Annotated in this window: 19 protein-coding genes; 9 read left to right on the top strand and 10 right to left on the bottom strand. The window is 66.1% G+C overall.

Features of this window, described 5'->3' with window-relative positions; genetic code table 11:
- The first annotated feature begins 123 nt into the window (after positions 1 to 123).
- Positions 124 to 939: an aminotransferase class IV gene (locus G3545_RS00345; RefSeq protein ID WP_246702632.1), complete on the top strand. Its 816-nt coding sequence runs from the start codon at positions 124 to 126 to the stop codon at positions 937 to 939.
- On the opposite strand, the gene G3545_RS00340 is transcribed toward G3545_RS00345, so the two are convergent.
- The 4 genes from G3545_RS00340 to G3545_RS00325 form a co-directional block, all read right to left on the bottom strand.
- Complete coding sequence (locus tag G3545_RS00340) at positions 932 to 1969, bottom strand: serine hydrolase (protein ID WP_246702631.1); 1038 nt, start codon at positions 1967 to 1969, stop codon at positions 932 to 934. The genes G3545_RS00345 and G3545_RS00340 overlap by 8 nt on opposite strands.
- A gap of 11 nt (positions 1970 to 1980) precedes the next feature.
- Positions 1981 to 3531 (bottom strand): 2-isopropylmalate synthase, encoded by a 1551-nt coding sequence (locus tag G3545_RS00335; protein WP_170008949.1) that lies wholly within the window; start codon positions 3529 to 3531, stop codon positions 1981 to 1983.
- 382 nt (positions 3532 to 3913) lie between these two features.
- Positions 3914 to 5470: a DHA2 family efflux MFS transporter permease subunit gene (locus tag G3545_RS00330; protein WP_246702630.1), complete on the bottom strand. Its 1557-nt coding sequence runs from the start codon at positions 5468 to 5470 to the stop codon at positions 3914 to 3916.
- A 228-nt stretch (positions 5471 to 5698) separates the two neighbouring features.
- Positions 5699 to 6931 carry an HlyD family secretion protein gene (locus tag G3545_RS00325; RefSeq protein WP_170008945.1) on the bottom strand — a complete coding sequence of 411 codons (1233 nt, stop codon included), beginning with the start codon at positions 6929 to 6931 and terminating at the stop codon, positions 5699 to 5701.
- A 141-nt stretch (positions 6932 to 7072) separates the two neighbouring features.
- Here G3545_RS00325 and G3545_RS00320 point away from each other — a divergent pair, with 141 nt between their 5' ends.
- Positions 7073 to 7729, top strand: coding sequence for a TetR/AcrR family transcriptional regulator (locus G3545_RS00320; protein ID WP_170008944.1), 657 nt, complete (start codon positions 7073 to 7075; stop codon positions 7727 to 7729).
- Between the two features lie 43 nt (positions 7730 to 7772).
- Here the strand turns inward: G3545_RS00320 and G3545_RS00315 are convergent, their stop codons facing one another.
- The 3 genes from G3545_RS00315 to G3545_RS00305 all read right to left on the bottom strand — a co-directional run bounded on the left by G3545_RS00315 (position 7773) and on the right by G3545_RS00305 (position 10794).
- Positions 7773 to 9023, bottom strand: a complete 1251-nt coding sequence (locus G3545_RS00315; RefSeq protein WP_170008942.1) for a cyclopropane-fatty-acyl-phospholipid synthase family protein — start codon at positions 9021 to 9023, stop codon at positions 7773 to 7775.
- A gap of 81 nt (positions 9024 to 9104) precedes the next feature.
- On the bottom strand, positions 9105 to 9899 hold the full coding sequence (locus G3545_RS00310) for a lytic murein transglycosylase (protein WP_170017831.1): 795 nt from the start codon (positions 9897 to 9899) through the stop codon (positions 9105 to 9107).
- Between the two features lie 151 nt (positions 9900 to 10050).
- Positions 10051 to 10794 (bottom strand): DUF3750 domain-containing protein, encoded by a 744-nt coding sequence (locus tag G3545_RS00305; protein ID WP_170008941.1) that lies wholly within the window; start codon positions 10792 to 10794, stop codon positions 10051 to 10053.
- Between the two features lie 157 nt (positions 10795 to 10951).
- Between G3545_RS00305 and G3545_RS00300 the strand changes: the two genes are divergently transcribed.
- The 4 genes from G3545_RS00300 (at position 10952) to G3545_RS00285 (ending at position 16130) form a co-directional block, all read left to right on the top strand.
- Positions 10952 to 12292: an Nramp family divalent metal transporter gene (locus tag G3545_RS00300; RefSeq protein WP_170008939.1), complete on the top strand. Its 1341-nt coding sequence runs from the start codon at positions 10952 to 10954 to the stop codon at positions 12290 to 12292.
- 112 nt (positions 12293 to 12404) lie between these two features.
- Positions 12405 to 13787 (top strand): malonyl-CoA decarboxylase, encoded by a 1383-nt coding sequence (locus G3545_RS00295; RefSeq protein ID WP_170008937.1) that lies wholly within the window; start codon positions 12405 to 12407, stop codon positions 13785 to 13787.
- 4 nt (positions 13788 to 13791) lie between these two features.
- Positions 13792 to 15423 (top strand): GMC family oxidoreductase N-terminal domain-containing protein, encoded by a 1632-nt coding sequence (locus G3545_RS00290; RefSeq protein ID WP_170008935.1) that lies wholly within the window; start codon positions 13792 to 13794, stop codon positions 15421 to 15423.
- Positions 15420 to 16130: a substrate-binding domain-containing protein gene (locus G3545_RS00285; protein ID WP_170008933.1), complete on the top strand. Its 711-nt coding sequence runs from the start codon at positions 15420 to 15422 to the stop codon at positions 16128 to 16130. Before G3545_RS00290 ends, G3545_RS00285 begins: the two co-directional genes overlap by 4 nt.
- Here G3545_RS00285 and G3545_RS00280 read toward each other — a convergent pair.
- The 3 genes from G3545_RS00280 to G3545_RS00270 all read right to left on the bottom strand — a co-directional run bounded on the left by G3545_RS00280 (position 16127) and on the right by G3545_RS00270 (position 18920).
- Complete coding sequence (locus G3545_RS00280) at positions 16127 to 16891, bottom strand: FCD domain-containing protein (RefSeq protein WP_170008932.1); 765 nt, start codon at positions 16889 to 16891, stop codon at positions 16127 to 16129. The two genes, G3545_RS00285 and G3545_RS00280, sit on opposite strands and share 4 nt — an antisense overlap.
- The gene (locus G3545_RS00275) at positions 16881 to 18167 is read right to left on the bottom strand and encodes a sigma-70 domain-containing protein (RefSeq protein WP_170008930.1); all 1287 of its coding nucleotides are present in this window, start codon (positions 18165 to 18167) and stop codon (positions 16881 to 16883) included. Before G3545_RS00275 ends, G3545_RS00280 begins: the two co-directional genes overlap by 11 nt.
- 63 nt (positions 18168 to 18230) lie before the next feature.
- Positions 18231 to 18920: a fumarylacetoacetate hydrolase family protein gene (locus G3545_RS00270; RefSeq protein WP_170008929.1), complete on the bottom strand. Its 690-nt coding sequence runs from the start codon at positions 18918 to 18920 to the stop codon at positions 18231 to 18233.
- A gap of 353 nt (positions 18921 to 19273) precedes the next feature.
- Here G3545_RS00270 and G3545_RS00265 point away from each other — a divergent pair, with 353 nt between their 5' ends.
- From G3545_RS00265 to G3545_RS00255, 3 genes are read left to right on the top strand one after another with little or no spacing between them, the layout of a single operon-like run.
- Positions 19274 to 20992: an iron ABC transporter permease gene (locus G3545_RS00265; RefSeq protein ID WP_170008927.1), complete on the top strand. Its 1719-nt coding sequence runs from the start codon at positions 19274 to 19276 to the stop codon at positions 20990 to 20992.
- Complete coding sequence (locus G3545_RS00260) at positions 20992 to 22098, top strand: ABC transporter ATP-binding protein (protein ID WP_170008926.1); 1107 nt, start codon at positions 20992 to 20994, stop codon at positions 22096 to 22098. The genes G3545_RS00265 and G3545_RS00260 overlap by 1 nt, the downstream gene beginning before the upstream one ends.
- Positions 22099 to 22156: 58 nt before the next feature.
- Positions 22157 to 23197, top strand: coding sequence for an extracellular solute-binding protein (locus tag G3545_RS00255; RefSeq protein ID WP_170008924.1), 1041 nt, complete (start codon positions 22157 to 22159; stop codon positions 23195 to 23197).
- Positions 23198 to 23415: the final 218 nt, after the last annotated feature.

Here is a 23415-nt window from a genome sequence, read left to right as displayed (position 1 = left end):
TACCCCCTCTCCCCAATGGGGAGAGGGCTGGGAAGGCACTGAATCACCTATGGCGAAGGCCCCTCACCCGGCGCTACGCGCCGACCTCTCCCCCACGGGGAAAGGTAAGGAAAGCGGTCTTCCGTGACCCGGGCCGTCAGCGTCGAGGACCGCGGCTTCACGCTTGGCGACGGCGTGTTCGACACCGCGCTCGCCCTGAATGGCGTGATGTTCGGCCGCGCGGCGCATCTCGACCGCCTGTGCGCAGCGGCGGTGGCGATCGGCATCAAGGTCGAGCGTGCATCCATCGAGGCGGCGGTCGACACCGCGCTGACGTCCGAACCCTCCATCATCCGCACCACCGTCACCCGCGGCTCGGCTGCACTCGGACTGTGGCCGGCACAGCCCGGCGAACCCACCATCGTCGTCACGAGCGTACCGTGGAGCCCCGCCCTGCTCGGCCAGCCGCTCCGGCTCGTCACCGCGACCGTGCCGCGCAATGAGCGCTCGCCGGTCTCCAACCTGAAGGCGCTGGGCTATCTCGACCATATCCTCGCCGCCCGCGAGGCCGCCGAGCACGGCGCCGACGACGCGCTGATCCTCAACACCGGCGGGCGCGTCGCCTGCACCACCATCGCCAACGTGTTCGTGCTGAAGGATGGCCGTCTCGCCACCCCGCCGCTGCGCGAAGGCTGCCTGCCCGGCATTGTCCGCGCGCTGGTGCTTGAGCTGGCACCGGCGCTCGGGCTCGTGGTCGACGAAACCCCGCTGCTCCCCGGCGATCTGCGCGAGGCGGATGCGGTGTTCGCCACCAACAGCGTGCGTTTCATCCGGCGGGTCACGACGCTCGACGGCATCACCCTGCCCGATCGCGCCCGTGACGTGCTGGAGCAACTGCGGATGGCGCTTCTCGCCCGGGCCGAGGCGGAGTGCGGGTCGGACCCGCGCGCCGTCAATTAGGCGCCGCGTCCGCGATCATCCGCAGCAGTTCAAGGAACACCGACGTACGCACGCGCTTCGCATCCTCATCGCGGTCCACCGTCTGCACCACGACGAGTTGCTTCGCCGGCACGAAGGCGATGATCTCGCCGCCATGGCCGGCCGCATAGGCGGCACCTTCGCCCCACACATCGGCCGGCAACGTCCACCACATATAGCCATAGCCCTGCCGCCCGCGATTGGACCAGGAATAGGTGGAGGTCGATTCCCGCACCCAGGCTTCCGGCACGATCTGCCGGTCCCCCCATCGCCCGCCATCGAGGTAGAGCAGGCCGAACCGCGCGGCGTCGCGCGCACTCAGGCGGAATGGATAGGCGGGATAACTGGATGATGGATCGAACACATAGCGCCCATCGCCGGCATTGAAGTCCTCCATGCCGATCGGTGACGCGATGTGTTTGGCGAAGCTCCAGAAAATGTCCTCGCCGGTAGCCTGCCTGTAGATCGCACCGAGGACGTTGAAGTCCCAATTATTGTAGAACCAGAAGCTGCCCGGCGCGTGGCTGCCGCGCTCCGGCCGGTTGCGTTTGATGGCGGCGGTCTCGTGCGCTGCCTGATGATAGACACCGGAGCGCGCCATCAGGAGGTCGCGCACCGTCGCCTTCTTCTCGGCTGAGGTGAGCGACGGTGGCTTGTCGTCGATGTCGAGTTGCGCCAGCGTACTGTCGAGGTGGATCTTGCCGTCCGCGACCGCGATGCCGTAGAGCGCGCTGAGCAGGCTCTTGCGCACCGAGGCGACATCCACCTTGCGGCGGACATCGCCCCAGGAAGCGACCACCTCGCCCTTCCACACGACCATGTGGGCGGTGACGCCCAGCCGGTCGGCGAACGTCTTCGCCGCGGCAAGGCGCTCGGTCGACCAGCCGGCGCCGGCGGGATCGATGCTGTGCCAGGAAACGCCGGGCACCGAGGCGTTCGGCGCGGTAGTCGGCTCGGCACGCACGCCTGTCACCATAGTGGCGACCAGCAGCACGCCGAGCGCGATCCGCACCGTCGCCCGCCTCACTCCGCGGCCGGCTGGGACTGCGCGTTCATGCTTTGCCGCTTCACCTGCAGCTTGTTGAGCGCGGTAATGTAGGCCTGCGCGGAGGCGACCAGCGTGTCGGGGTCGGAGCCGCGCGCGGTCACCGCCTTGCCGTCCTCTTCCAGCCGCACCGAGACCTCGGCCTGCGCGTCGGTGCCCTCGGTCACGGCGTGCACCTGATAGAGCGCCAGCTTGGCCGCGTGCGGCACGATCGCCTTGATGCAGTTGAAGGTGGCGTCGACCGGACCGTTGCCCTCCGATTCCTCGGTGAACACCTGGCCGTCGACCTCCAGCTTCATGGTGGCACGCTGCGGGCCGCGGGTGCCGGCGATGACCGAGAGCGTGACCAGCTTGATGCGGTCGTGGGCGACTGCGATCTCCTGGTCGACCAGCGCCTCGATGTCCTCGTCATAGACGACCTTCTTGCGGTCGGCCAAATCCTTGAACCGAGTGAAGGCGTCGTTCAGCGCATTCTCGCCCAGTTCGTAGCCGAGCGCCTTCAGCTTGTCGCGGAAGGCAGCGCGCCCGGAATGCTTGCCCATCACCAGCGAGGTCTTGGAGACCCCGACGCTCTCCGGCGTCATGATCTCGTAGGTGGTGTTGTTCTTCAGCATGCCATCCTGGTGGATGCCGCTCTCATGGGCGAAGGCGTTCCGGCCGACGATGGCCTTGTTGTACTGCACCGGGAACGAAGTCACCGCCGAGATCATCTTGGAGGCGCGCACCAGCATGGTGCTCTCGATGCCGGTCTTGTAGGGCAGCACGTCGCCGCGGGTCTTGATCGCCATGACGAGTTCTTCCAGCGCGGCATTGCCGGCACGCTCGCCGAGGCCGTTGATGGTGCATTCGATCTGCCGCGCGCCGCCGGCCAGGGCCGCCAGCGAGTTGGCGACCGCCAGGCCGAGATCATTGTGGCAATGCGCGGAGAAGATCACCTTGTCGGCGCCGGGCACGCGCTCGCGCACCGCGCGGAACATCGCCTCATATTCCGCCGGCGTCGCATAGCCGACGGTGTCCGGCAGGTTGATGGTGGTGGCACCGGCCTTGATGGCGGTGTCGACGCAGCGCACCAGATACTCGATCGGGGTGCGGGTGGCGTCCATCGCCGACCATTCGACATTGTCGACGAGGTTGCGCGCCTGGGTGACGGTGGCGGTGATGATCTCGATCACCTGATCCTGCGACTTGCGCATCTGGTGCTCGAGATGGATCGGCGAGGTCGATACGAAGGTGTGGATGCGCGGGCGCCGCGCATGCTTCACCGCCTCGCCGGCGCGGGCGATATCGGCCGGAATGGCGCGGGCGAGGCCGGCGACCACCGCATTCTTGGTGCGGCGCGCCACTTCGGCCACCGACTCGAAATCGCCATTGGAGGCGATGGGAAAGCCGGCCTCGATGATGTCGACGCCCATCTCGTCGAGCAGATCGGCGACTTCCAGTTTCTCCTCGAAGGTCATGGAGGCGCCGGGGCACTGCTCGCCGTCGCGCAAGGTGGTGTCGAAGATGACGACGCGGTCATTGGTAGACATCAGGCGGTTCCTTCTCGTCGGTCCTGCCGGGTGCCGCCATTGGGCATCGTCCGGCTATCGGTCTGCAATGATGGGCGGTCTGTGCAACGTCCCCTGAGCGCCCAGGCATCAGCCCGGCCGGCCCTCAGGGGCGGCTAAGAAGAAGGAGACCGGAGAAAAGGAGAGCGTGCCCCGAAGACCGCCTGGCGGTCGGGGTCGCGGTGCGGCTCGGCGACAGATGCGTCACGGCTCGGCTCTCGCGAAAGGCTCTCGATGCCGCCGTGTTTAGCGGACGCTGCGGATATCGGCAAGGGGCGGTAGTCGAGGCCCTGCTGAAGCAACGGCAAAGCCCGCCTCGAGCGATGCTCAAGGCGGGCTACAGCAATGCCAGCGCGTTGCTCGCTCAGTGCCCTCCCCCGCCGGCACCCAGCCGCGCCGGGCGGCGCAGCAGCGGCGCGGCGAGCACGAGGCCGAGGAACAGGAAGGTAAGCAGGTAGAACACGTCGGCGAAGGACATCACCAGCGCCTGCGTGCGCACCATCGCCGCCATCTGCTTCAGCGCCACCGTGCCGGCGTCCGAGCCGAACTGCGAGAGGTTCGCCGTCATGTTGGCCAGCCGCTCATTCGCGGTCTGGCTGGCCCACTGCACATTCTCGTGCAGCCGGGCGAGGTGTAGGTCCCAGCGATCGTTCAACACGGTATTGATCAAGGCGAGCCCCACCGCGCCGCCAAGATTGCGCATCAGGTTGAACAGGCCCGAGGCGTTCTTCAACTGCGCCGGCGGCATGGTGCCGAGCGAGAGATTATTGATCGGGATCATCGCCAGCATCAGCGAGGTGCCGCGCAGTATCTGCGGGATCAGCAGCTCCCAGAAATCCCAGTCCTTGGTGATGAAGGTCACCCACCAGGTGCCGAGCGCGAAGCCGGCGAAGCCGATGCCGATCATGATGCGCGGATCGACCTTGGTCATCAGCCGGCCGGCGATCGGCGCGGTGGCGAACATGGCGAGACCGGTGACGAACATGGTCTCGCCGATCATCAGCGCCGAGTAGCCGCGCACCCGGCCGAGATAGATCGGATAGAGATAGGTCAGCCCATAGAGGCCGATACCCAGCACGAAGCTGAAGGCGGAGCCAGTCGAGAAATTGCGGTTCAGGAAGGCGCGGATGTCGACCACCGGCTCCGCCGCCATCAGCACGCGGGCGAAGAAGGCGACCGCGGAGACCGCGCCGACAATGGCGAAGATGAAGATCGCCTGGTCCTCGAACCAGTCATTGGTCGGGCCTTCCTCCAGCACGAATTCGAGGCTGCCGAGGAAGCCTGCCATGAAGATCAGGCCCCACCAGTCGAAGCGGTCGAGCAGCTTGAAGTCCGGCTCGTCGAAATCGATCAGCGCCCAGGAGGTAATGATGACGAAGATGCCCGGCACGATATTGACCAGGAACAGCCAGTGCCAGGAGAACAGGTCTGTGAGATAGCCGCCCACCGTCGGGCCGATGGTCGGCGCCAGCGTTGCCACGAGGCCGATCATCGGGGCGACGATGGGCTGCTTCTCGCGCGGGAAAACCGCATAGGCGGAGGCGAACACGGTCGGGATCATGCCGCCGCCGAGGAAGCCCTGCAGCGCGCGATAGACGATCATCTGCTCGATCGACGTCGCGGTTGCGCACATGAAGCTCATAAAGGTGAAGCCGGTCGCCGAGGCGACGAACAGCCAGCGTGTCGACAACCCGCGCGACAGGAAGCCGGACAGCGGGATCATCACCACCTCGGCGATGAGGTAGCTGGTCTGCACCCAGGAAATCTCGTCGGCGCTGGCGGCAAGTCCGGCCTGGATCTCGGAAAGCGAGGCCGAGACGATCTGGATGTCCAGGATCGCCATGAACATGCCGAACACCATGCAGAGGAAGGCGAACATGCGCCGCCGTTCCACGCCCGGCACCGCTCGGCCGGCAGTCATCGTCGTGTCTGACATCGCCGTTGTCTCAAGGGTTCAAAGCGTCCGGACCCAAGTGGATCCGCGATGTTCCGTCCTCCGGCTCCGGCCGGATGGGTGGCCGCCCCCGGGTCTCGCATTCGGGCGAGCCCGGGGGCAGGCTCCGCGGCGCGGTGGGGGCGGACCGCTGCGGAGCTTGGGTGCCCCTCTCCCGCAGGGAAAGGGGGGTAGCTGTCATTCTTCGCGGCTGCGTCAGGATTTGCCCGCGGTCCTGGTCGGCGCGCCGGTGCGGGTGTCGACGACCGCGGTCACCGACATGCCCGGCCGCAGCTCGCCCTTGGCGAGCGCGCTGGCGTCGAGCTGCACCCGCACCGGCACGCGCTGCACGATCTTGGTGAAATTGCCGGTGGCGTTCTCCGGCGGCAGCATGCTGAACACCGAGCCGGACGCCGGCGCGACGCTGGCGACGGTGCCTTCGAAGTCCTCGCCCGGATAAGCGTCGACCTCGACCCGCACGCGCTGGCCGGGCTTGAGATCGCCGAGCTGGGTCTCCTTGAAATTGGCGTCGACATAGACCGCGCCGAGCGGCACCAGAGCGGCGAGCCGGGTGCCGGCCTGCACCAATTGGCCGACCTGCGCCGCACGGTTGCCGACGACGCCGTCATAGGGTGCGCGGACAACGGTGAAGTCGAGATCGCGCTGCGCCTGGTCACGCGCCGTCTTGTATTCGTCGAGCGTGCGCGCCGCCTCGACCTGCTGCGCCTTCAGCACCGAGATCGCTGCCTTCGCCGACGCCACCGCCGCCTCCCCGGCCTTGACGTTGGCCAAAGCCTTGTCGCGGTCGGCGCGGGCGTTGTCGAGCGTCGAGCGGCTGGAATAGCTCTGGCGGGCCAGTTGATCCTGGCGGTCGAATTCGAGCTGGGCGCGGGTGACGTCGGCCTGGTTGGCAAGCAGTTGCGCCTGCGCCTGGTCAACCGCGGCCTGCCCGGCCTTGATCTGCTCGTCGAAGCGAGCGAGCGAGGCCTGCTGGGTCGCGATCTTGCCCTCGGCGGCGCGCAGCGCCAGCGCGTAATCGCCATCGTCGATACGGGCGATGACATCGCCGGCCTTCACCGCCTGGTTGGCCGTGACATCGATGCTGGTGACGTGGCCGCCGACCTTGGCGGAAAGGACGGAGGTGTCGGCACCGACATAGGCGTCATCGGTCGAGACCTGGAAGCGGCCGACCTGCCACCAGTTCAGCCCGTAATAGCCGGCACCGGCAAACGCTGCCGCGAGCAGCGCACCGAACACCAGCGGCTTGCGCGAGCGCTTCTTCGCCGGAGCGGCGGCGGGCGCTTCCGATGCCGGCGCAGTCGGCGCCTCGGCCTCCGGCTTCTTGAGCAAGGTCAATGCGACCGGTGCCCCACCCTTGTTAAGCTCGCCCTTACCCTGCTGATCCGCATCCGCAGGCTCGGTCGTCTCTATCTTGCTTGCCAGTGCCATCGCTCCGCCCCTTTAGGGAAACGGTCTTGACTAAACCGTTCAGTTCAACGATGTTGCGGACCATACAAAACTAAACGGTTTAGTCAAGAGCTTTGACAGCGCCTCCGGCGCACCCTAAGGAAAAGATCGGAGATTAAGCCCATGTCCAGCGCCAGCATTGCCGCCGCCGCCCCGGTTCCCGAGACCGCGGAGATCGAATCGCGCAAGCGCCGCGACGTCCTTGACGGCGCGCGCCGGGTGTTTTTCGACAAGGGCTTCGACGGCGCCAGCATGGACGAGATCGCCCGCGCCGGCGGCGTCTCCAAGGCGACCATCTATGTCTATTTCGACAGCAAGGAGGACCTTTTCGAGGCCCTCGTGCAGGTCGACCGCCGCCAGTCAGCAGAGCTCATGTTCGAGTTCGAGGGCGACGATCCCGATGTCGCGCGGCAATTGCGGCGCATCGGCGTGTCCTTCATGACGATGATGGTGCGGCCCGACCACATCAAGATGGTGCGCATGGTGATGGGCGTCGCCGAGAAGTTCCCGCGCATCGGCCAGACCTTCTTCGAGACCGGCCCCTGCCTCGGCGGCCGCCGCATCGCCGAACTGCTGGCGCGCCAGGCCGGCCATGGCCGGCTCGAGATCGACGACTATGAAGCCGCCGCCTTCCAGTTCCTGAACCTGTGCCAGGGCAATATCACCAAGGGCCTGCTGTTCGGCAGCGAACACAAGCCGACGACGGCTCAGATCGAGAAGACGGTGGACAGCGCAGTGAAGGTTTTCATGGCGGCGTATGGGGCGAAGGCAGCGCAGTAGCTGGCCCCAGCCCACCTCGCTGCGCTTCTGGCCGCCTGCCCTTTCAGATGTCCGCGCCACCCGCTGTCGTTATCGGGTTCTCCGCCATCGCCCGCTCTTCATCCACGATGTAATCCCGGATCACCGGCACGGCGTCGCGCTCGTTGGCCAGCAGCAGCTGGAACACCATGTTGGAGCCGTGCAGGAAGCCGAGCTCGACAGCGGCGAGATAGAATTCCCACATCCGTGCGAAGCGCTCGCCCATCATCGCAACGGTTTCATCGCGCGTCGCCTCGAAGCGCAGCCGCCACTGGCGGATGGTCCAGTAATAATGCAGCCGCAGGATCTCGCAGTCGGCCACCCACAGCCCGGCGCGTTCGGTCGAGGCGAACACCTCGGACATCGCCGGCACGTAGCCGCCGGGGAAGATGTATTTGCGGATGAAAGGCCCCGTCGTGCCGGGCGGCGACATCCGGCCGATGGCGTGGATCATGGCAAAGCCCTTCGGCGCCAATAGCCGCCTCACCGTGCCGAAATACTCGTCGAAATGATTGACGCCGACATGTTCCATCATGCCGACCGAGACCACGCGGTCAAAGGTGCCGGTCAATTCGCGATAGTCGCGCTCGAAGAAGGTGATGCGGTCCATCACCCCGGCCGCCTCGGCCCGCTTCTTCGATTCGGCGAGCTGTTCGGTGGCGACATTGATCGCTGTGACATGCACCCCGCATTCCTTGGCGAGGTGGATGGCGAGCGCGCCCCAGCCGGAGCCGATCTCCGCCACCGTCATTCCCGGCTCCAGCTTCAGCTTGGCGGCGATGTGGCGCAGCTTGGCGAGCTGAGCCTCCTCCAATGAGGCGTCGGGTTTCGGGAAATAGGCGCAGGAATAGATCATGCCGGGATCGAGCCACAGGGCGTAGAAATCCGGCGGGTGGTCGTAGTGGCTCTGTGCGTTCTTCGCCGCCTTGCCGAGCGGATTCGACTGGTGCCAGCGCTTCAGCGCCCGCCAGCCGCGGCGCAGCGCCTGCTGCACCGGGTGCGCGGCGAGGCCCTTGCGGTTGACCGAGAACAGATAGAGCAGGTCATAAACCGTGGAGCCGTCCTCGAAGGTCAGCCGGCCGTCCATATAGGCTTCGGCTGCGACCAGTTCGGGATTGAAGAACAGCTCGCGCTCCAGCTTCTGGTCATGGAAGCGCATCGTCACGGCCGGCCCGTCAGTGCCGGATCCATAGATGTGGCGGGTGCCGTCGGCGGCGAGGACGACGAGGCGCCCCTTATCGATGAAGCGCTTGAGGAGATTGGAAAGAAGCCGCATGCCACTACCTGTTTGAAGTGGCGGCATCGGGCACGTGCCCGCACCGCCTGTCAAGCGGGGCGGGCGACGCGTAGTGCGTTGCTACTGCGACAGCTTGGTGGCGAACAGCGCGATGGTCTTCTGGTAGACACCCGCCTTGTTCCAGCCGGCCAACGCACCCGCATTGGCGCCGTTCTCCCAGGACCGGCCGCTCCAGCCATACCCCTTCAGGTAATTGGCGGTGGAAGCAAGCACGTCCGGCGTGCTTCGGATCAGGTCGGCACGGCCATTGCCGTCGAAATCGACGGCGAAGCGCACATAGGAGGTCGGCATGAACTGGGTCTGCCCGAGTTCGCCGGCCCAGGCGCCGCGCATCTCGCCGATCGAGAGGTCGCCGCGCTGCGCGATGCGCAGTGCATCGAGCAACTGGCCGGTGAAGAAGGCGCTGCGGCGGCAATCATAGGCGAGCGTGGCCAGCGAGCGGAATATCGGCATCTTGCCCTGGTTGGCGCCGAAATCGGTCTCCATCGCCCAGATGGCCACGAGAACCGGACCCGGCACGCCAAAGCGCTGCTCGATGCGCTGGAACAGCGCGGCCTGGCTCTTCAGTATGGCGCGGCCCTTGCTGAGCCGGCCGGCGGTGATGCGGTTCGCCGCGAACTGCTCGAAGCTCTGGTTGAAGTGCCCCTGGTTGCGGTCGAGGCGGATGACCTGCGTATCATAGCTCACGCCGTCCAGCGCACGCAGCGCGTTGGCCGAGATACCCTGCCCGGCCGCTTCCTGGCGGAAGGCGGTGAGCCAGGCATTGAAGCCGCCGGCATCATTGCCGCAGGTTGCGGCAGCGGCAGGCGCGGCCAAGCCCAGCGCCAGCACGAGAGCGGCGCCGGCGCGCCGCATAACCTTAAAGCCGATAGAAGCGCGCATCATGTTGTCACCCCCCGTGACCGTTGCAAACCTATGCCTCACCGCGATGCCGACGCAAGAGAGCGTCCCCGGCTTACATCTTCACGGTGAACGTCGTGTTGCGGTTGTACGGCAAATGCTTGCCTCATATGCCGATACGCCCGAAACCGGGCAGCTTGATGCCCGGCCGGCGCACATCGAGCCCCGCCACCGCGCCCAATATGTTGAACTCGATGCCCTCCACCCAGGCGAGGGTGAAGCCGCCATAACCGCCGAGCGACAGCCGGATCCCGGTGCGCGACGGCGCGAGGCCGAACCAGTTGCCGTCCACCGGGAAGTCCTTGCCGATCGCGGTCGGCGGCAGGCTGGCGTTTATCTCCGGCACCGCGGCGACCACCGAAGCGATGAAGGTGTTGGAATTCGGCCCGGGCCAGACCCGATAGTCGCCGGCATGGCCATAAGGGTAGTCATCGACCGCCTGCCGGAGCTTCGGGATGAGCGCCCGCGCCTCCTCGCCATCGGCCGCGAACACGATCGTGGGCTCATTTCCGTACCAGCGTCCGTCCGGCGGATAGGCGTTGCGGCGGATAGGCTGGCCCCAGCCGACCTTGTCGAAACGCTCATAGGAGGATGCCCCCTCCCCCTTCACCACGATCCAGGTATGGACGGCGAAAATGCCACGCCAACGCCCGACGCGGGCGGCATAGATGCGCACCATTGCCGGCTTGCTCACCGCGGGCAGCGGCAGCGTGCCGGTGCTGGACCAGTCGGCAGCACTCCAGCTACGCGTCCAGTCAGCCGTATTCCATTGGACCAGTGCATGGCCCCCCAGCGAGAGGGCGAAGAGCAGCATGAATCCAAGGAGCGAGAACCGGGCGGCGCGGAGCATTCTGCGACTGTGCCGGAAATTCCGGCGAAAACACGCCGGGCCAGGCGACTCTCTTCGAAAGTTGGACGATTCAGTTGCGAATGGTTCGCAGTCTCATTGACGCGATGCAACCGCCTCCCTATTAATATTGCGACTAATTCGCAGTTGCGAGGTATCCATGCTGGATCGGGTGGACGAGATGAGCCTTTCGGGCTGGCGGCGCGAGCGTGGCGAACCGCCGCTTTCCGAGGTTCACGGCAGCATCGCGGTACCGAAGCGTCCCGGCCTCTGGCGCCTGTTTGCCTTCATGGGACCGGGCTATCTCGTCGCCACCGGCTATATGGACCCCGGCAATTGGGCGACCTCGCTCGCCGGCGGCTCGAAGTTCGGCTACAGCCTGCTCACCGTCGCCCTGCTTTCCAATCTCATCGCCATATTGCTGCAGGCGCTGTGCTCGCGCCTCGGCGTCGCCTCGGGGCGCGACCTCGCCCAGGCCTGCCGCGACAGCTTTCCGCGCCCGGTCTCCTTCGTTCTCTGGATCCTCGCCGAGGCGGCGATCTGCGCCACCGACCTTGCCGAGGTGATCGGCACCGCCATCGGCCTGAACCTGCTGTTCGGCATTCCGCTGGAAATCGGCGTCATCCTCACCGCGCTCGACGTGTTCCTGATCCTGTGGTTGCAGACGCTTGGCTTCCGCTGGGTCGAGGCGCTGGTGATCGCGCTGCTCGCCGTCATCGCGCTGTGCTTCGGCATCCAGATCGCGCTCGCCGATCCCGATTGGGGCCAGGTGATCCGCGGCTTCGCCCCGACCGTCGAGATCGTCCGCAACCCGGACATGCTCTATCTCGCGCTCGGCATCCTCGGCGCGACGGTGATGCCGCATAATCTCTATCTGCACTCGGCCATCGTGCAGACCCGCCGCCATGACGGCACCATGGACGGCAAGCGCGAGGCGATAAAGCTCGCCACCTTCGATTCCACCTTCGCGCTGATGTTCGCGCTGACCATCAATGCCTCCATCCTCATTCTGGCGGCCTCCGCCTTCCACCATGGCGGCGTTGGCGAAGTGGCCGACCTCGGCAAGGCGCATGAACTCTTGAACCCGCTGCTCGGCAGTGCGCTGGCGCCGACCTTGTTCGCCGTCGCCCTATTGTGCTGCGGCCTCAACTCCACCGTGACCGCCACCATTTCCGGACAGGCGGTGATGGAAGGCTTCCTGCGCATCAAGCTGGCGCCATGGTTGCGGCGGCTCATCACCCGTTCCATCGCCATCGTGCCGGCGGCGGCGGTGACGATCGCCTATGGCGAGAGCGGCGCCGGCTCGCTGCTCATCATGAGCCAGGTGGTTCTCAGCCTGCAGCTGCCCTTCGCCGTGGTGCCGCTGATCATGTTCACGGCGGACTCGCGCAAGATGGGCGGCCTTGCCGCGCCGCGCTGGCAGATCGTGTTGGCCAGCATCGCCGCAGCGCTCATCATCGCGCTGAACATGAAGATGCTGTTCGATGTTGTGACCGGCTGAGGCCTTCCCCGCAGCCGGCCAACCAAGGTACGTCTTGTCACCGCGGTGATTTGCGCCTTCCCATAGGGACGGACTGCATATTCGGGGCAAGAGGCTGAGGGTTGGACGAGGCATGGCGAACGGCGACACCAGCTTCTTCGGCGACCTGCTCGGCACCATAGCCGAGCGCGGCCGCGCCTTGCTGGAGGGGCGCGAGCGCCGCCCTGCCGGAGCGATCCGCGCCGCCAACATCGTCGAACTCTGCGAGCAATTGCTCTCCGGCCGCGGTGAGGCCTCGGGCGTCGCACTCGCCCGCGAGATCCTGATCCTCTACCGCGCTTTGAAGACCGGCGAGCGCGTCGCCTTCTTCGAGGCGCTGGCCGAGACCTTCGGTCCTGACAAGGCGCGGCTCGACAAGGCGATCGCCGCCTATGCCGCCACCTCCTCCGAGCGTAGCCTCGCCGAACTCCACGCCGCCAGCGAGCCGCGCCGGCAGGAGCTGATCCGGCGGCTGAACCTCGCACCCTCCGCCACCGCGACGCTGGTCGCCATGCGCGCCAGCCTACTCGACGTGATGACGCGGCGGCCGGACCTCGGCAACCTCGACCGCGATTTCACCCATCTGTTCACGTCCTGGTTCAATCGGGGGTTCCTCGTGCTGCGCCGGATCGACTGGTCCACCCCTGCGAATGTCCTCGAGAAGATCATCCGCTATGAGGCGGTGCACGAAATCCGTGACTGGAACGACCTGCGCGCCCGCGTCGATAGTCCGGACCGGCGCTGCTACGCGTTCTTCCACCCCGCCCTCGTCGACGAGCCGCTGATCTTCGTCGAGGTGGCGCTGACCCGCGACATTCCCGACGCCATCGCTCCGATCCTCATCGAGAAGCGCGAGGCGCTGGACCCGGCCAATGCCAAGACTGCGGTGTTCTATTCCATATCGAACTGCCAGAAAGGGCTCGGCGGCGTCACCTTCGGCAATTTCCTGATCAAGCAGGTGGTCGAGGAGATCTCCCGCGAATTCCCCAAGCTCACCACTTTCGTGACGCTCTCTCCGGTGCCCGGTTTCCGCGCCTGGCTCGACGGCGAGCGGCGCAACGAGGCCTCGATCGCGCTCACCAACGCCGACCGCACGGCGCTGGAGGGGCTCGACGCGCCCGGCCTTGCCGAGGACGAGGCACGCAAGAAGGCGCTGCGGCCGGTGCTCGGCGCGTTGGCGGCGCATTACTTCCTCATCGCCCGCTCGGCCAAGGGCAAGCCGCTCGATCCGGTGGCGCGCTTCCATCTCGGCAATGGCGCGCGGCTGGAGCGCATCAACCTGTTCGGCGACATGAGCGCCAAGGGCATCAGGCAGGCGGCCGGACTGATGGTGAATTACCGCTATATCCCCGAGGACATCGAGGAGAACCACGAGGCCTTCTTCGACAAGGCCGAGGTGGTGGCGAGCCCGGCGGTGAAGAAGCTGTTGCGCCCCGAGACCCAGCAAAAGGCGCTGACCGTGGCCGCGTCGAACTGAAATCATGCCGGACAGCGAAATCTACGATTACATCGTCGTCGGCGCCGGCTCGGCCGGTTGCGTATTGGCCAATCGCCTTTCCGCCGATCCGAAGAACCGCGTGCTGGTGCTGGAAGCGGGCGGGCGCGACAACTGGATCTGGTTCCACATCCCGGTCGGCTATCTGTTCGCCATCGGCAATCCCCGCGCCGACTGGTGCTTCAGGACTGAACCCGAAGCCGGCCTGAACGGGCGCGCATTGAACTATCCGCGCGGCAAGGCGATTGGCGGCTCCTCGGCCATCAACGCCATGATCTATATGCGCGGCCAAGCCGCCGATTACGACCATTGGCGCCAGCTCGGCCTGAATGGCTGGGGCTGGGACGACGTGCTCCCGGTGTTCAAGGGCCATGAAGACCATTATCTCGGTACCGGCGAATTCCACGGCTCGCGCGGCGAATGGCGGGTGGAATTCCCGCGTCTGACCTGGAAGCTCCTCGACACCGTGCGCCGCGCCGCGCAGGAGGACGGCATCGCCCCGATCCCCGACTTCAACACAGGCGACAACACCGGCTCTTCCTATTTCCAGGTGAACCAGAAGCGCGGCTTCCGCTGGAGCGCGGCGCGGGGCTTCCTCAAGCCGGTGCTCGGCCGGCCAAACCTGCGGCTCGAGACCGGTTGCCTGACCGAGCGCGTACTGGTCGAGAACGGCCGCGCTGTCGGCGTCGCCTATCGCCAGAATGGCGTCGCCAGGATCGCGCGGGCGCGCGGCGAGGTGGTGCTGGCCGCCGGCGCCATCGGCACGCCGCAGATCCTGAAGCTCTCCGGCATCGGGCCTAGCGCGGAACTGGCGGAGCACGGCATTGCCGTGGTCAATGATCGCGCGGGGGTCGGCGCCAATCTGCAGGACCATCTGCAGCTGCGGCTGATCTACAAGATCAGCGGTCTGCCGACGCTCAATGAGCGCTATCATTCGCTGCCGCGCCGGGCGCTGATGGGGCTGGAATTCGCGCTGCTCCAGCGCGGGCCGCTGACCATGGCGCCCTCGCAGCTAGGTATCTTCACCCGCTCCCGCCCGGAGTTGGAGCGGGCCGATCTCGAATTCCATGTGCAGCCGCTCTCGCTGCCGAAATTCGGCGAGCCGCTGCACGCCTTCCCAGCCTTCACCATGAGCGTGTGCAATCTGCGCCCGACCAGCCGGGGCACAGTGACGCTCGGCTCGGTGGATGCCACTGCCCCTCCCCGCATCAGCCCGAACTATCTCGCGACCGAGGAGGATCGCCGCGTCGCCGCCGACAGCATCCGCGTCGCCCGTCGCATCGTCTCCCGCCCGGCGCTCGCGCCTTATCGGCCGGAGGAGATGCTGCCGGGTGCGGCGGTCGGCGATGACGAGACATCGCTCGCCAGGGCCGCCGGCGACATCGGCACCACCATCTTCCATCCCGTCGGCACCGCGAAGATGGGCCTGCCCTCCGATCCGCTGGCCGTGGTCGACGAGCGGCTGCGCCTGTTCGGCTGTTCGGGGCTGCGCGTGGCGGATGCCTCGGTGATGCCGACCATCACCTCCGGCAACACCAACTCCCCGACCATCATGATCGCCGAGAAGGCGGCGAAGATGATGCTGGAGGATGCGCGCCGTACCGCGGGGCTTTCATGACCTCATCCGCCCAACCGGCCATCGACATACTGAGCGCGGGCGCCGTCAAGACACTGCTGGCCGACCTGGCTCGCGCCTTCCTGGACCGGGACGGAACCCGCTCCCGCCTCACCTTCGACACCGCGCCCGCGATCACCAGGCGCATTGAGGATGGCGAGCCTTGCGATGTGCTCGTGGCGCCGCCTGCCGTGCTAGCCGGCCTGTCGGGATCGGGGCGGTTTGCAGTAGGGAGAAAGACCCCGCTGGCGCGGGTCGGCATCGGAATGGTCGGCCGCGTCGGACAGCAGGCCCCCGATATCTCGACGGAAGCCGCCGTCACCGCCGCCCTCCTCGATGCCACGGCGATCATCATCAATCAGGCTTCAACCGGGCTCTATCTGGAGAAAATGCTGAGCCGGCTCGGTATATTCGAGCGGGTCGCGGACCGGTTGGTCCGCCTGCCGACCGGACGCGCGGTGATGGAGCGGATGGCCGATGCGCCGCCGGATCATATTGGCTTCGGTGCCGTCACCGAGATCGAGGTCCACAAGGCGCTGGGGGTGCGGCTCGCCGCCCTGCTGCCGGAACAGCTCCAGAACTACACGAATTATGAAGCGGCATCGTCCGCGGCGCCTCAGGCCCATCGGGCCGCTGACCGCTTCATCGCCTTCATCGGCTCGCCCGACAGCGATGCCTGTTTCACGGCGAGCGGCGTGGAACGGATCTAACCCTTTCCGATGTCACGCAGTTTCGCGCTGACCGATTGCAGATGCTGCCGCATCCCGCGGCTCGCACCGTCCGCGTCGCGGTCCTGCACCGCCGCGACGATCCGGTCGTGCTCGGCGAAGCTGTGGTGCTCCGTGCCGGGTACCGGACCCGTGGCACGCAGCCGCCCCCACACCACCGCGCGCCGCACCGCGTTCAGCGTGTCGAACATGCCGATAAGCAACGTGTTTTGCGTCGCCCGCGCCAGCGCGCGATGGAGGCGATTGTCCCAGGTCTCGTATTGCCGCCAGGTCTGCGCCTCGCGCGAGCGCGACAGACAGAGCGTCATCTCGTCGACATCGGCCGCCGTGGCATTGATCGCGGCCTCACTGGCGATCATCGGCTCGAACAGCATGCGGGCCCGCATCACCTCGTGCGGATTGGCGCGCTGTGCCAGCCCGGCGAGATCATCGACCTCCTCGGACGGCCGTTCGCCGAAGAAGGTGCCCTTGCCGACATGGCGCCAGAGCTGACCCTCGGATTCCAATATGGCGAGCGCCTTGCGCAGCTCGGCCCGCGATACGCCCAGCGTGTCGCAGAGTTCGCGCTCCGGCGGCAGTCGCGCTCCCAGTTGCGCGTCACGCTGTGCGATGAAGGCGCGCAATTGGGTGAGGCCGGCATGAAGGCCTGCGACGTCCCCGTCGGGAGCGCTCGCCTGGGTGGATCCACACTCCGCCAGGAAGTGCGGATCCGTTGCCGGTGCGACCCCTCGCTCACTGGCCATCGAACGCGAGGATGTCGAAGCCGGCATTGCGGTCGAGCAGATACAGCAGGCCACGCTCGTCGATGTCGACGTCGTTGCTCTGCGGGGCGATCTGCCCGGACGGAGCCTCGGGAATGAAGTGCCCCACTTCCACCGGCACCTGCGGATCGGCGAGGTCGATGACGCGCAGCCCGCCGGCGAACCAGGTCGCGAACACCAGGCTGCCGAACTGCTTCTCCTGGAACTGGTGGGCACCGAAACGCGCGCCGGTCTGCGAGAAAGGCGAGGCGAACTCGCTGAGCGCGAAGGTCGAGATCGGCTTGAGGTTCGCCGGGTCGCTCGCGTCCATGATCCACATGAAGCCGTGGAGCTGGCCGGGCACGTGGTCGTGCTCCTCGTCGATCATCAGCGCCAGCTGCCGGCCGCCGATCGGTTCGGGCAGCGGCATCAGCGTGTGCGTCGGCTCGGGGAACGGCGGATGGTAATTATAGCTGCCGAGCGTCTTCGGCCTGGTGATGTCGGAGACGTCGATCACATAGGCGCCGGCATACCAGCAAGCAGCCCACATCTTGTCGCCGACGCGCAATGCATGGTGCAGGCGATAGCGCTGGCCCGGCCAGGTCGGCTTCTCGCCGCCGGCGACATGCTGGCCCGGCAGCCACCAGCGCGCGACCTCGCGCGGATTGGAGGGATCGGCAAGGTCGTAGATGACGAGGATATTGCCGACGAACCCCTCCATCTCGGTGGAGATGTAGGCGTAGTTCTCGTCCATGTCGAAGCGGTGCACGCCGATGCCGCCGGTCTTCACATAGGAGATCAGCTTCGGATTGGCCGGATCTGCAATGTTCCACACCCGGAACCCGCCATCTTCATAGCCGCGGGCATGGCCCTGGCGCAGATCGGCGAGGTCCTTCTCGGCAATGCCGATCGCCGCGGCGACCTCGGCATCGGTCGGCGCGCGGCCGAGCGTCTGCGTCAGCTTGGCGGTGGCGCCGTCGAGTTGCTCACCCTTGCGGTAGAAATGCCGGCGATGACGCTCGACATTGGTGATCATCAGGTTCCCGGCCACCCGCACCTTGTGGGTGTGCGAGTAATGATCCATCGGCGCGATCTGCGCGACGACGCGCGGATTGGCCGGGTCGCGAATGTCGATGATCGAGGTGCCGTCCGGCGGCGACATGTGGCCGACATAGGCATAGCCGCCCTTGACGACCACCTGGCCACCGCCAGGAATGTCGAGATGCCCGATGCGGCGGACATTGCGGGCGACCGGGCCGTTTATTGTTGAAGCGTTCATGGCGTTTCCCCTGCTGCGTTCGGGGCCGCGACGAACGCCGCGGCCCCGTGGCGTCGTGCTTTCTCAGGCAACGGGCGTCTGGATGTCGCCGACCCCGGCGACATGGCCATGCATGGTCTCGCCCTTCTGGACGGCGCCGACACCCGACGGCGTACCGGTCATGATGAGATCGCCCGGAGCGAGCTCGAACAGCGCGGAGAGATGCGCGATGATCTCCGGCACCTTCCAGATCAGCTGGTTGAGATCGCCGGTCTGCCGGCGGGCGCCGTCGACATCCAGCCAGATCGCGCCGTCCGTGGGATGGCCGATCTGCGCGGCGGGAACGATCTCGCTGCACGGCGCGGACAGTTCGAACGCCTTGGAGACCTCCCAGGGACGACGCATGTCCTTGGCTTCGCTCTGCAGGTCGCGGCGCGTCATGTCGATGCCGACGGCATAGCCGTAGATGTAGTCGAGCGCCTGGTCGACCGGAATGTCGCTGCCGCCCTTGCCGAGCGCGACCACCAGCTCGATCTCGAAATGCAAGTCCGAGGTGCGCGGCGGATAGGGAAACGTCTTGCCGCTGTCGAGGATGTTGTTCGGGTTCTTCATGAAGAAGAACGGCGGCTCCTTGTCCGGATCGCCGCCCATTTCCACGGCGTGGGCAGCATAGTTGCGGCCGACGCAATAGATCCGACGCACCGGAAATCGAGCGTCCGAGCCCTTGACGGGCAAGGTCGGAATTGCAGGCGCTTCCACCACGTAATCGGTCATTTTGGCCATGTCCCTGGCAATGAAGTAAAGCGGCGAGGCGCGCTCAATGCGCTACCAATCGTGATTGGTTAGAACTTGGTACGGGCCTCGTCAACGCGCTGGAACGGCCTATTTTAGACCTTTCGTGAGGTAAAGCGTTGAAACCAAACCACACCCAGGATAACCAATTTCAACCAAATTATAAGTGGTTGACATTGGTGGATGCCCATGGGAGCGTCAAAAAAAAGATGCGTTGAGGAAACGCCGATGTCGGGATGCATGGGCGGCCGCACAGGCCGCTTCACGCTGCCATGCCCGGCTCGGCCCTGGCTTGGTGAGTGTCTATGAGCGAACAAAGATTGGCGGCTGGCGCAATGATGGTCAGCCCCGCCAAGCCACGCGGATCATCGCCGCGCTGGGAATATCTCATCCTCGGCAGCGGCGTTGTCGCGCTTCTCGTCCTGATCGTGCTGCCGCTGGCATCGCTGCTGAAGAGCAGCTTCATCTCCGATGTCGGGGTGGGGCTGGCCAACTTCTATGAAGTCCTCACCGAGCCGCTCTATTACAATGCCCTGTTCAACTCGCTGCAGCTCGGCTTCTGGGTGGGCGTCCTTAGCGTCCTGATCGGCGTGCCGTTCGCCTGGGCGGTGAGCCGGACCAACGTGCCCGGCAAGCGCTTCATCCACATGACGGCGATCATTTCCTATTTGTCGCCGGCCTTCCTCACCGCCATCGCCTATGTGAACATGTTCAGCCCGAACTCGGGCCTGATCAACGTCTTCATGCGGGACGTCCTGCACCTGCCCTTCCTCACCTTCAACGTGTTCTCGATGTCCGGCCTCGTCCTAGTGACGACGCTCGGCACCTTCCCGTTCGTCTATCTGCTGGCTTCGAGCGCGCTGCAGTCGGTCGACGCGTCCTATGAGGAGGCCGCGCAGATCCTCGGCTCCGGGCGCCTGCGCACCGCGCTCACCATCACCTTGCCGCTGGTGACCCCGGCGATCGTCGCCGGCACGCTGCTCGCCTTCGTGCATGCCATCGCGCTGTTCGGCTCGCAGGCCATCATCGGCCTGCCCGCACGCATCCCAACCCTGCCGACCCGCATCTATTCGCTGTTCGACTATCCGCCGCAGAACGGCGTCGCCTCGGCGCTGTCGCTGGTGTTCGTTCTCATCACGGTGGCGGCACTCTATCTGCAGCGCCAGTTCCTGGCGCGCCGCTCGTTCGTGACGCTCGGCGGCAAGGGCTCGCGCCCGCAACTCGTCGATCTCGGCCCGGCCCGCTGGTTCCTGCTCGCCTTCTGCGTGCTGGTGTTCCTGATCTCCGTGCTGCTGCCCTTCTCCACGCTGATCGCGGTGTCGTTCTCCAAGACCTGGGGCCTGAATTTCTGGAGCGGACTGACGCTCGCCAACTACAAATACGTGCTGATCGACTACGCCATCACCCGCAAGGCGATCGTCAACAGCCTGATCCTCGCGACCGTGGCGGCGACTGTTACCGTCTTCATCGGCGCCATCGTCAGCTGGATCGACCTGCGCACCAAATTCCCCGGCCGGCGCATCCTCGACTACATCGCGCTGGTACCGTTGGGGCTCCCGGGCATCGTCATGGCGGTCGCGCTGCTGCAATTCTGGCTGTCGACGCCGATCCCGCTCTACGGCACAATGGCGATCCTGCTGCTGGCCTATGTCGGCCGCTACGTGCCGCTCGGCGTGCGCGCCGCCAGCACCTCGCTCCGGCAGATCGACTCCTCGCTGGAGGAGAGCGCCCGCATCCTTGGCGCGCCCTGGGTCACCACGGCCCGCGAGATCACCCTGCCGCTGATGCGACCCGGCCTGTTTGCCGGCTGGCTGCTGGTGTTCGTGCCGGTCATCCAGGAGCTGAGCGCCTCGATCCTGCTGTTCAGCTCCGACACCATCACCCTGGCGGTGGCGGTCTATAATCTGTTCGAGAGCGGCTACACCGAGCCGGTCGCCGCCCTCGCCGTCGTCAACATGGTGATCATCGGCGCTGCGATCTGGCTGGCCACGAAGCTCGGCGGCGGTCGTCTCGGCAAGGCAAACATCGAAAGTCCCAAGGTAGGAGCGGCGTGATGGCTGGCATTTCAATCCGTGGCTTGGCCAAGAACTATGCCGGCAAGACCGACATGGCGGCGCTGTCCAATCTCGATCTGGAGATCGGCGACAGCCAGTTCGTCACCCTGCTCGGCCCGTCCGGCTGCGGCAAGACCACGACCCTGCGCCTGATCGCCGGCTATCTGGTCCCTGACGCCGGCACCATCCACGTCAATGGCAAGCTGCTGTCCTCCCCGGGTTCGGTGGTCTCGCCCGAGAATCGTGGCATGGGCATGGTGTTCCAGAACTACGCGGTGTGGCCGCACAAGACGGTGTTCGAGAACGTCGTCTTCGGCCTGAAGCTGCGCAAGACGCCGGCCGCGCAGATGAAGGACCAGGTCGAGCGCATGCTGGCGCTGGTCAACCTGGCCGGCCTCGAAGGCCGCTTCCCGAACGAACTCTCCGGCGGCCAGCAGCAGCGCGTCGCGCTCGCCCGCAGCCTTGTGGTGGAGCCCGACATCCTCCTGCTCGACGAGCCGCTGTCGAACCTCGACGCCAAGCTGCGCGAGCGCATGCGCACCGAGCTGAAGGAGTTACAGCGCCGCACCGGCATCACCTTCATCTATGTGACGCACGACCAGGCCGAAGCGCTCGCGCTCTCCGATCAGGTCGCGGTGATGCATGGCGGCAAGCTCCAGCAATATGGCTCGCCGCTCGAGGTCTATGCCAAGCCGACCAACCGCACCGTCGCCGACTTCATGGGGCTGGTGAACATCATTCCGGCGGAAGTGCTGGACCGCAGCCATGTGCGCATCGGCGCCGACGCCGTGCTGGAGATGGACACCCCGGAGTGGGCCAAGGCCGGCGTCGCCGCCGACGTCGCGGTGCGCCCGGAAAACGTCCATCTGGAAAGCCTCGGCACGGACGGCACCGGGGAACTGACCGGCACCGTCACCGACCGCACCTTCCTCGGCAATATCGTCGAGTATCTCGTCAAGCTGCCGAGCGGACGCGAATTGCGGGCGCAGGCGCATCCGCTGCTGCTCGCCGAACCCGGCGCGGTGCTGAAGGTGCGGATCGACCACACCCAATGCATGCTGTTCCCTCAGGAAGCGGCCACCAAGCCGCTGGCCCACGCCGCCTGAGGGGTGGCTTTCGACCCAATGATAAGGCCGACCGATCGGCACTAAAGGGAGGAATGCAATGTTCGAACGGAAGTCTCTCACGCGGATGGCGGCGCCGGCTCTGGCGAGCTTGATCCTCGGTGCCTCGCTCACCCTAAGCCCGGCAGCCCATGCCCAGAGCGGGATCGACGAGGCCAAGGCGAAGGAGGAAGGCACCGTCACCTGGTACACTTCCACGCCGATCGCGATCGCGCAGAAGACCGCCGACCTGTTCACCCAGAAGACCGGCATCAAGGTCGACCTGTTCCGCTCCGGCGGCTCGCAGATCATGCGCCGCTTCCAGCAGGAGGCCGCTTCCGGCCGGATGGCAGCGGACGTGCTCACCGCCTCCGACCAGGCGGAGATCACCTCGCTGGCCAAGACCGGCGTGTTCGAGGCGTTCAAGCCGGAGCACTTCGACAAGGTGCCGGAGATGGCCAAGGATCCGAGCGGCGCCTATACCGCCCAGCGCCTGAACATGGTCACGGTGTATTATCGCTCCGACAAGGTCGCGCCGCAGGACGTCCCCAAGACGCTCGCCGACCTGACCGACCCGAAATACAAGGACCAGCTGGTGATGGCTGATCCCTCCTTCTCGGCGATGCAGGTCGCGGTGACCGGCATGATCGCGAAGAATCTCGGCTGGGACTATTACCAGAAGCTGGCCAAGAACGGCGCCATGGTGGTCCAGGGCGGCCAGCAGGTGTCCGACATGGTCAAGCGGGGCGAGCGCCTGATCGCGGTGGCCGCCAGCAACTCCTATGCTGCCGACGCCAAGCTCGCCGGCTTCCCAATCGAGGCGGTGTACCCGAAGGACGGCACCTTCATCGTCCCGGCGCCGACAGCCATCATCAAGGGCGGCCCGCACCCGAACGCCGCCAAGCTGTTCATGAACTTCCTGCTCAGCGATGAAGCCCAGCAGATGTACCCGGCGGCCGGCGGCTATTCCGCCCGCGAGGACATCGCGGCCCCGGCGGGCAGCCCAACCATCGACAGCCTGACCATCACGCCGATCGACCTCGACTACATCGACAAGGAAGGCCCGGCGATCAAGCGCCAGTTCACCAAGATCTTCCAGTAGTCCGCTCGGGCGGCTGCCCTGCATGCACCGGGAGGCGCGCACGTCGCGCCTCTCTATCTTTTTAGTGAATGCTTTCGGCCTTTTGGGGCTTCGCGCGGCGGACGCCTTCGCGAGGCCGACCATCCTCTCGGGCCCTCATCCCCGGACTTGATCCGGGGATCCAGACTTTGACCGGGGGCATGCGGCGTGGCTGGATCCCCGGATCAAGTCCGGGGATG

It is taken from the genome of Starkeya sp. ORNL1 (genome assembly GCF_012971745.1).
Taxonomy (GTDB): domain Bacteria; phylum Pseudomonadota; class Alphaproteobacteria; order Rhizobiales; family Xanthobacteraceae; genus Ancylobacter.
The sequence above is the reverse complement of the archived record's forward strand: the minus strand, read 5'-3'. Positions and strand labels throughout refer to the sequence as shown.

Excerpts from the sequence above, each read along its gene's own strand:
- G3545_RS00335 (WP_170008949.1), bottom strand. The coding sequence starts at position 3,531 with ATGTCTACCAATGACCGCGTCGTCATCTTCGACACCACCTTGCGCGAC.
- G3545_RS00330 (WP_246702630.1), bottom strand. The coding sequence starts at position 5,470 with ATGACTGCCGGCCGAGCGGTGCCGGGCGTGGAACGGCGGCGCATGTTC.
- G3545_RS00325 (WP_170008945.1), bottom strand. The coding sequence starts at position 6,931 with ATGGCACTGGCAAGCAAGATAGAGACGACCGAGCCTGCGGATGCGGAT.
- G3545_RS00320 (WP_170008944.1), top strand. The coding sequence starts at position 7,073 with ATGTCCAGCGCCAGCATTGCCGCCGCCGCCCCGGTTCCCGAGACCGCG.
- G3545_RS00315 (WP_170008942.1), bottom strand. The coding sequence starts at position 9,023 with ATGCGGCTTCTTTCCAATCTCCTCAAGCGCTTCATCGATAAGGGGCGC.
- G3545_RS00310 (WP_170017831.1), bottom strand. The coding sequence starts at position 9,899 with ATGCGGCGCGCCGGCGCCGCTCTCGTGCTGGCGCTGGGCTTGGCCGCG.
- G3545_RS00305 (WP_170008941.1), bottom strand. The coding sequence starts at position 10,794 with ATGCTCCGCGCCGCCCGGTTCTCGCTCCTTGGATTCATGCTGCTCTTC.
- G3545_RS00300 (WP_170008939.1), top strand. The coding sequence starts at position 10,952 with ATGCTGGATCGGGTGGACGAGATGAGCCTTTCGGGCTGGCGGCGCGAG.
- G3545_RS00295 (WP_170008937.1), top strand. The coding sequence starts at position 12,405 with ATGGCGAACGGCGACACCAGCTTCTTCGGCGACCTGCTCGGCACCATA.
- G3545_RS00290 (WP_170008935.1), top strand. The coding sequence starts at position 13,792 with ATGCCGGACAGCGAAATCTACGATTACATCGTCGTCGGCGCCGGCTCG.
- G3545_RS00285 (WP_170008933.1), top strand. The coding sequence starts at position 15,420 with ATGACCTCATCCGCCCAACCGGCCATCGACATACTGAGCGCGGGCGCC.
- G3545_RS00280 (WP_170008932.1), bottom strand. The coding sequence starts at position 16,891 with ATGGCCAGTGAGCGAGGGGTCGCACCGGCAACGGATCCGCACTTCCTG.
- G3545_RS00275 (WP_170008930.1), bottom strand. The coding sequence starts at position 18,167 with ATGAACGCTTCAACAATAAACGGCCCGGTCGCCCGCAATGTCCGCCGC.
- G3545_RS00270 (WP_170008929.1), bottom strand. The coding sequence starts at position 18,920 with ATGACCGATTACGTGGTGGAAGCGCCTGCAATTCCGACCTTGCCCGTC.
- G3545_RS00265 (WP_170008927.1), top strand. The coding sequence starts at position 19,274 with ATGATGGTCAGCCCCGCCAAGCCACGCGGATCATCGCCGCGCTGGGAA.
- G3545_RS00260 (WP_170008926.1), top strand. The coding sequence starts at position 20,992 with ATGGCTGGCATTTCAATCCGTGGCTTGGCCAAGAACTATGCCGGCAAG.
- G3545_RS00255 (WP_170008924.1), top strand. The coding sequence starts at position 22,157 with ATGTTCGAACGGAAGTCTCTCACGCGGATGGCGGCGCCGGCTCTGGCG.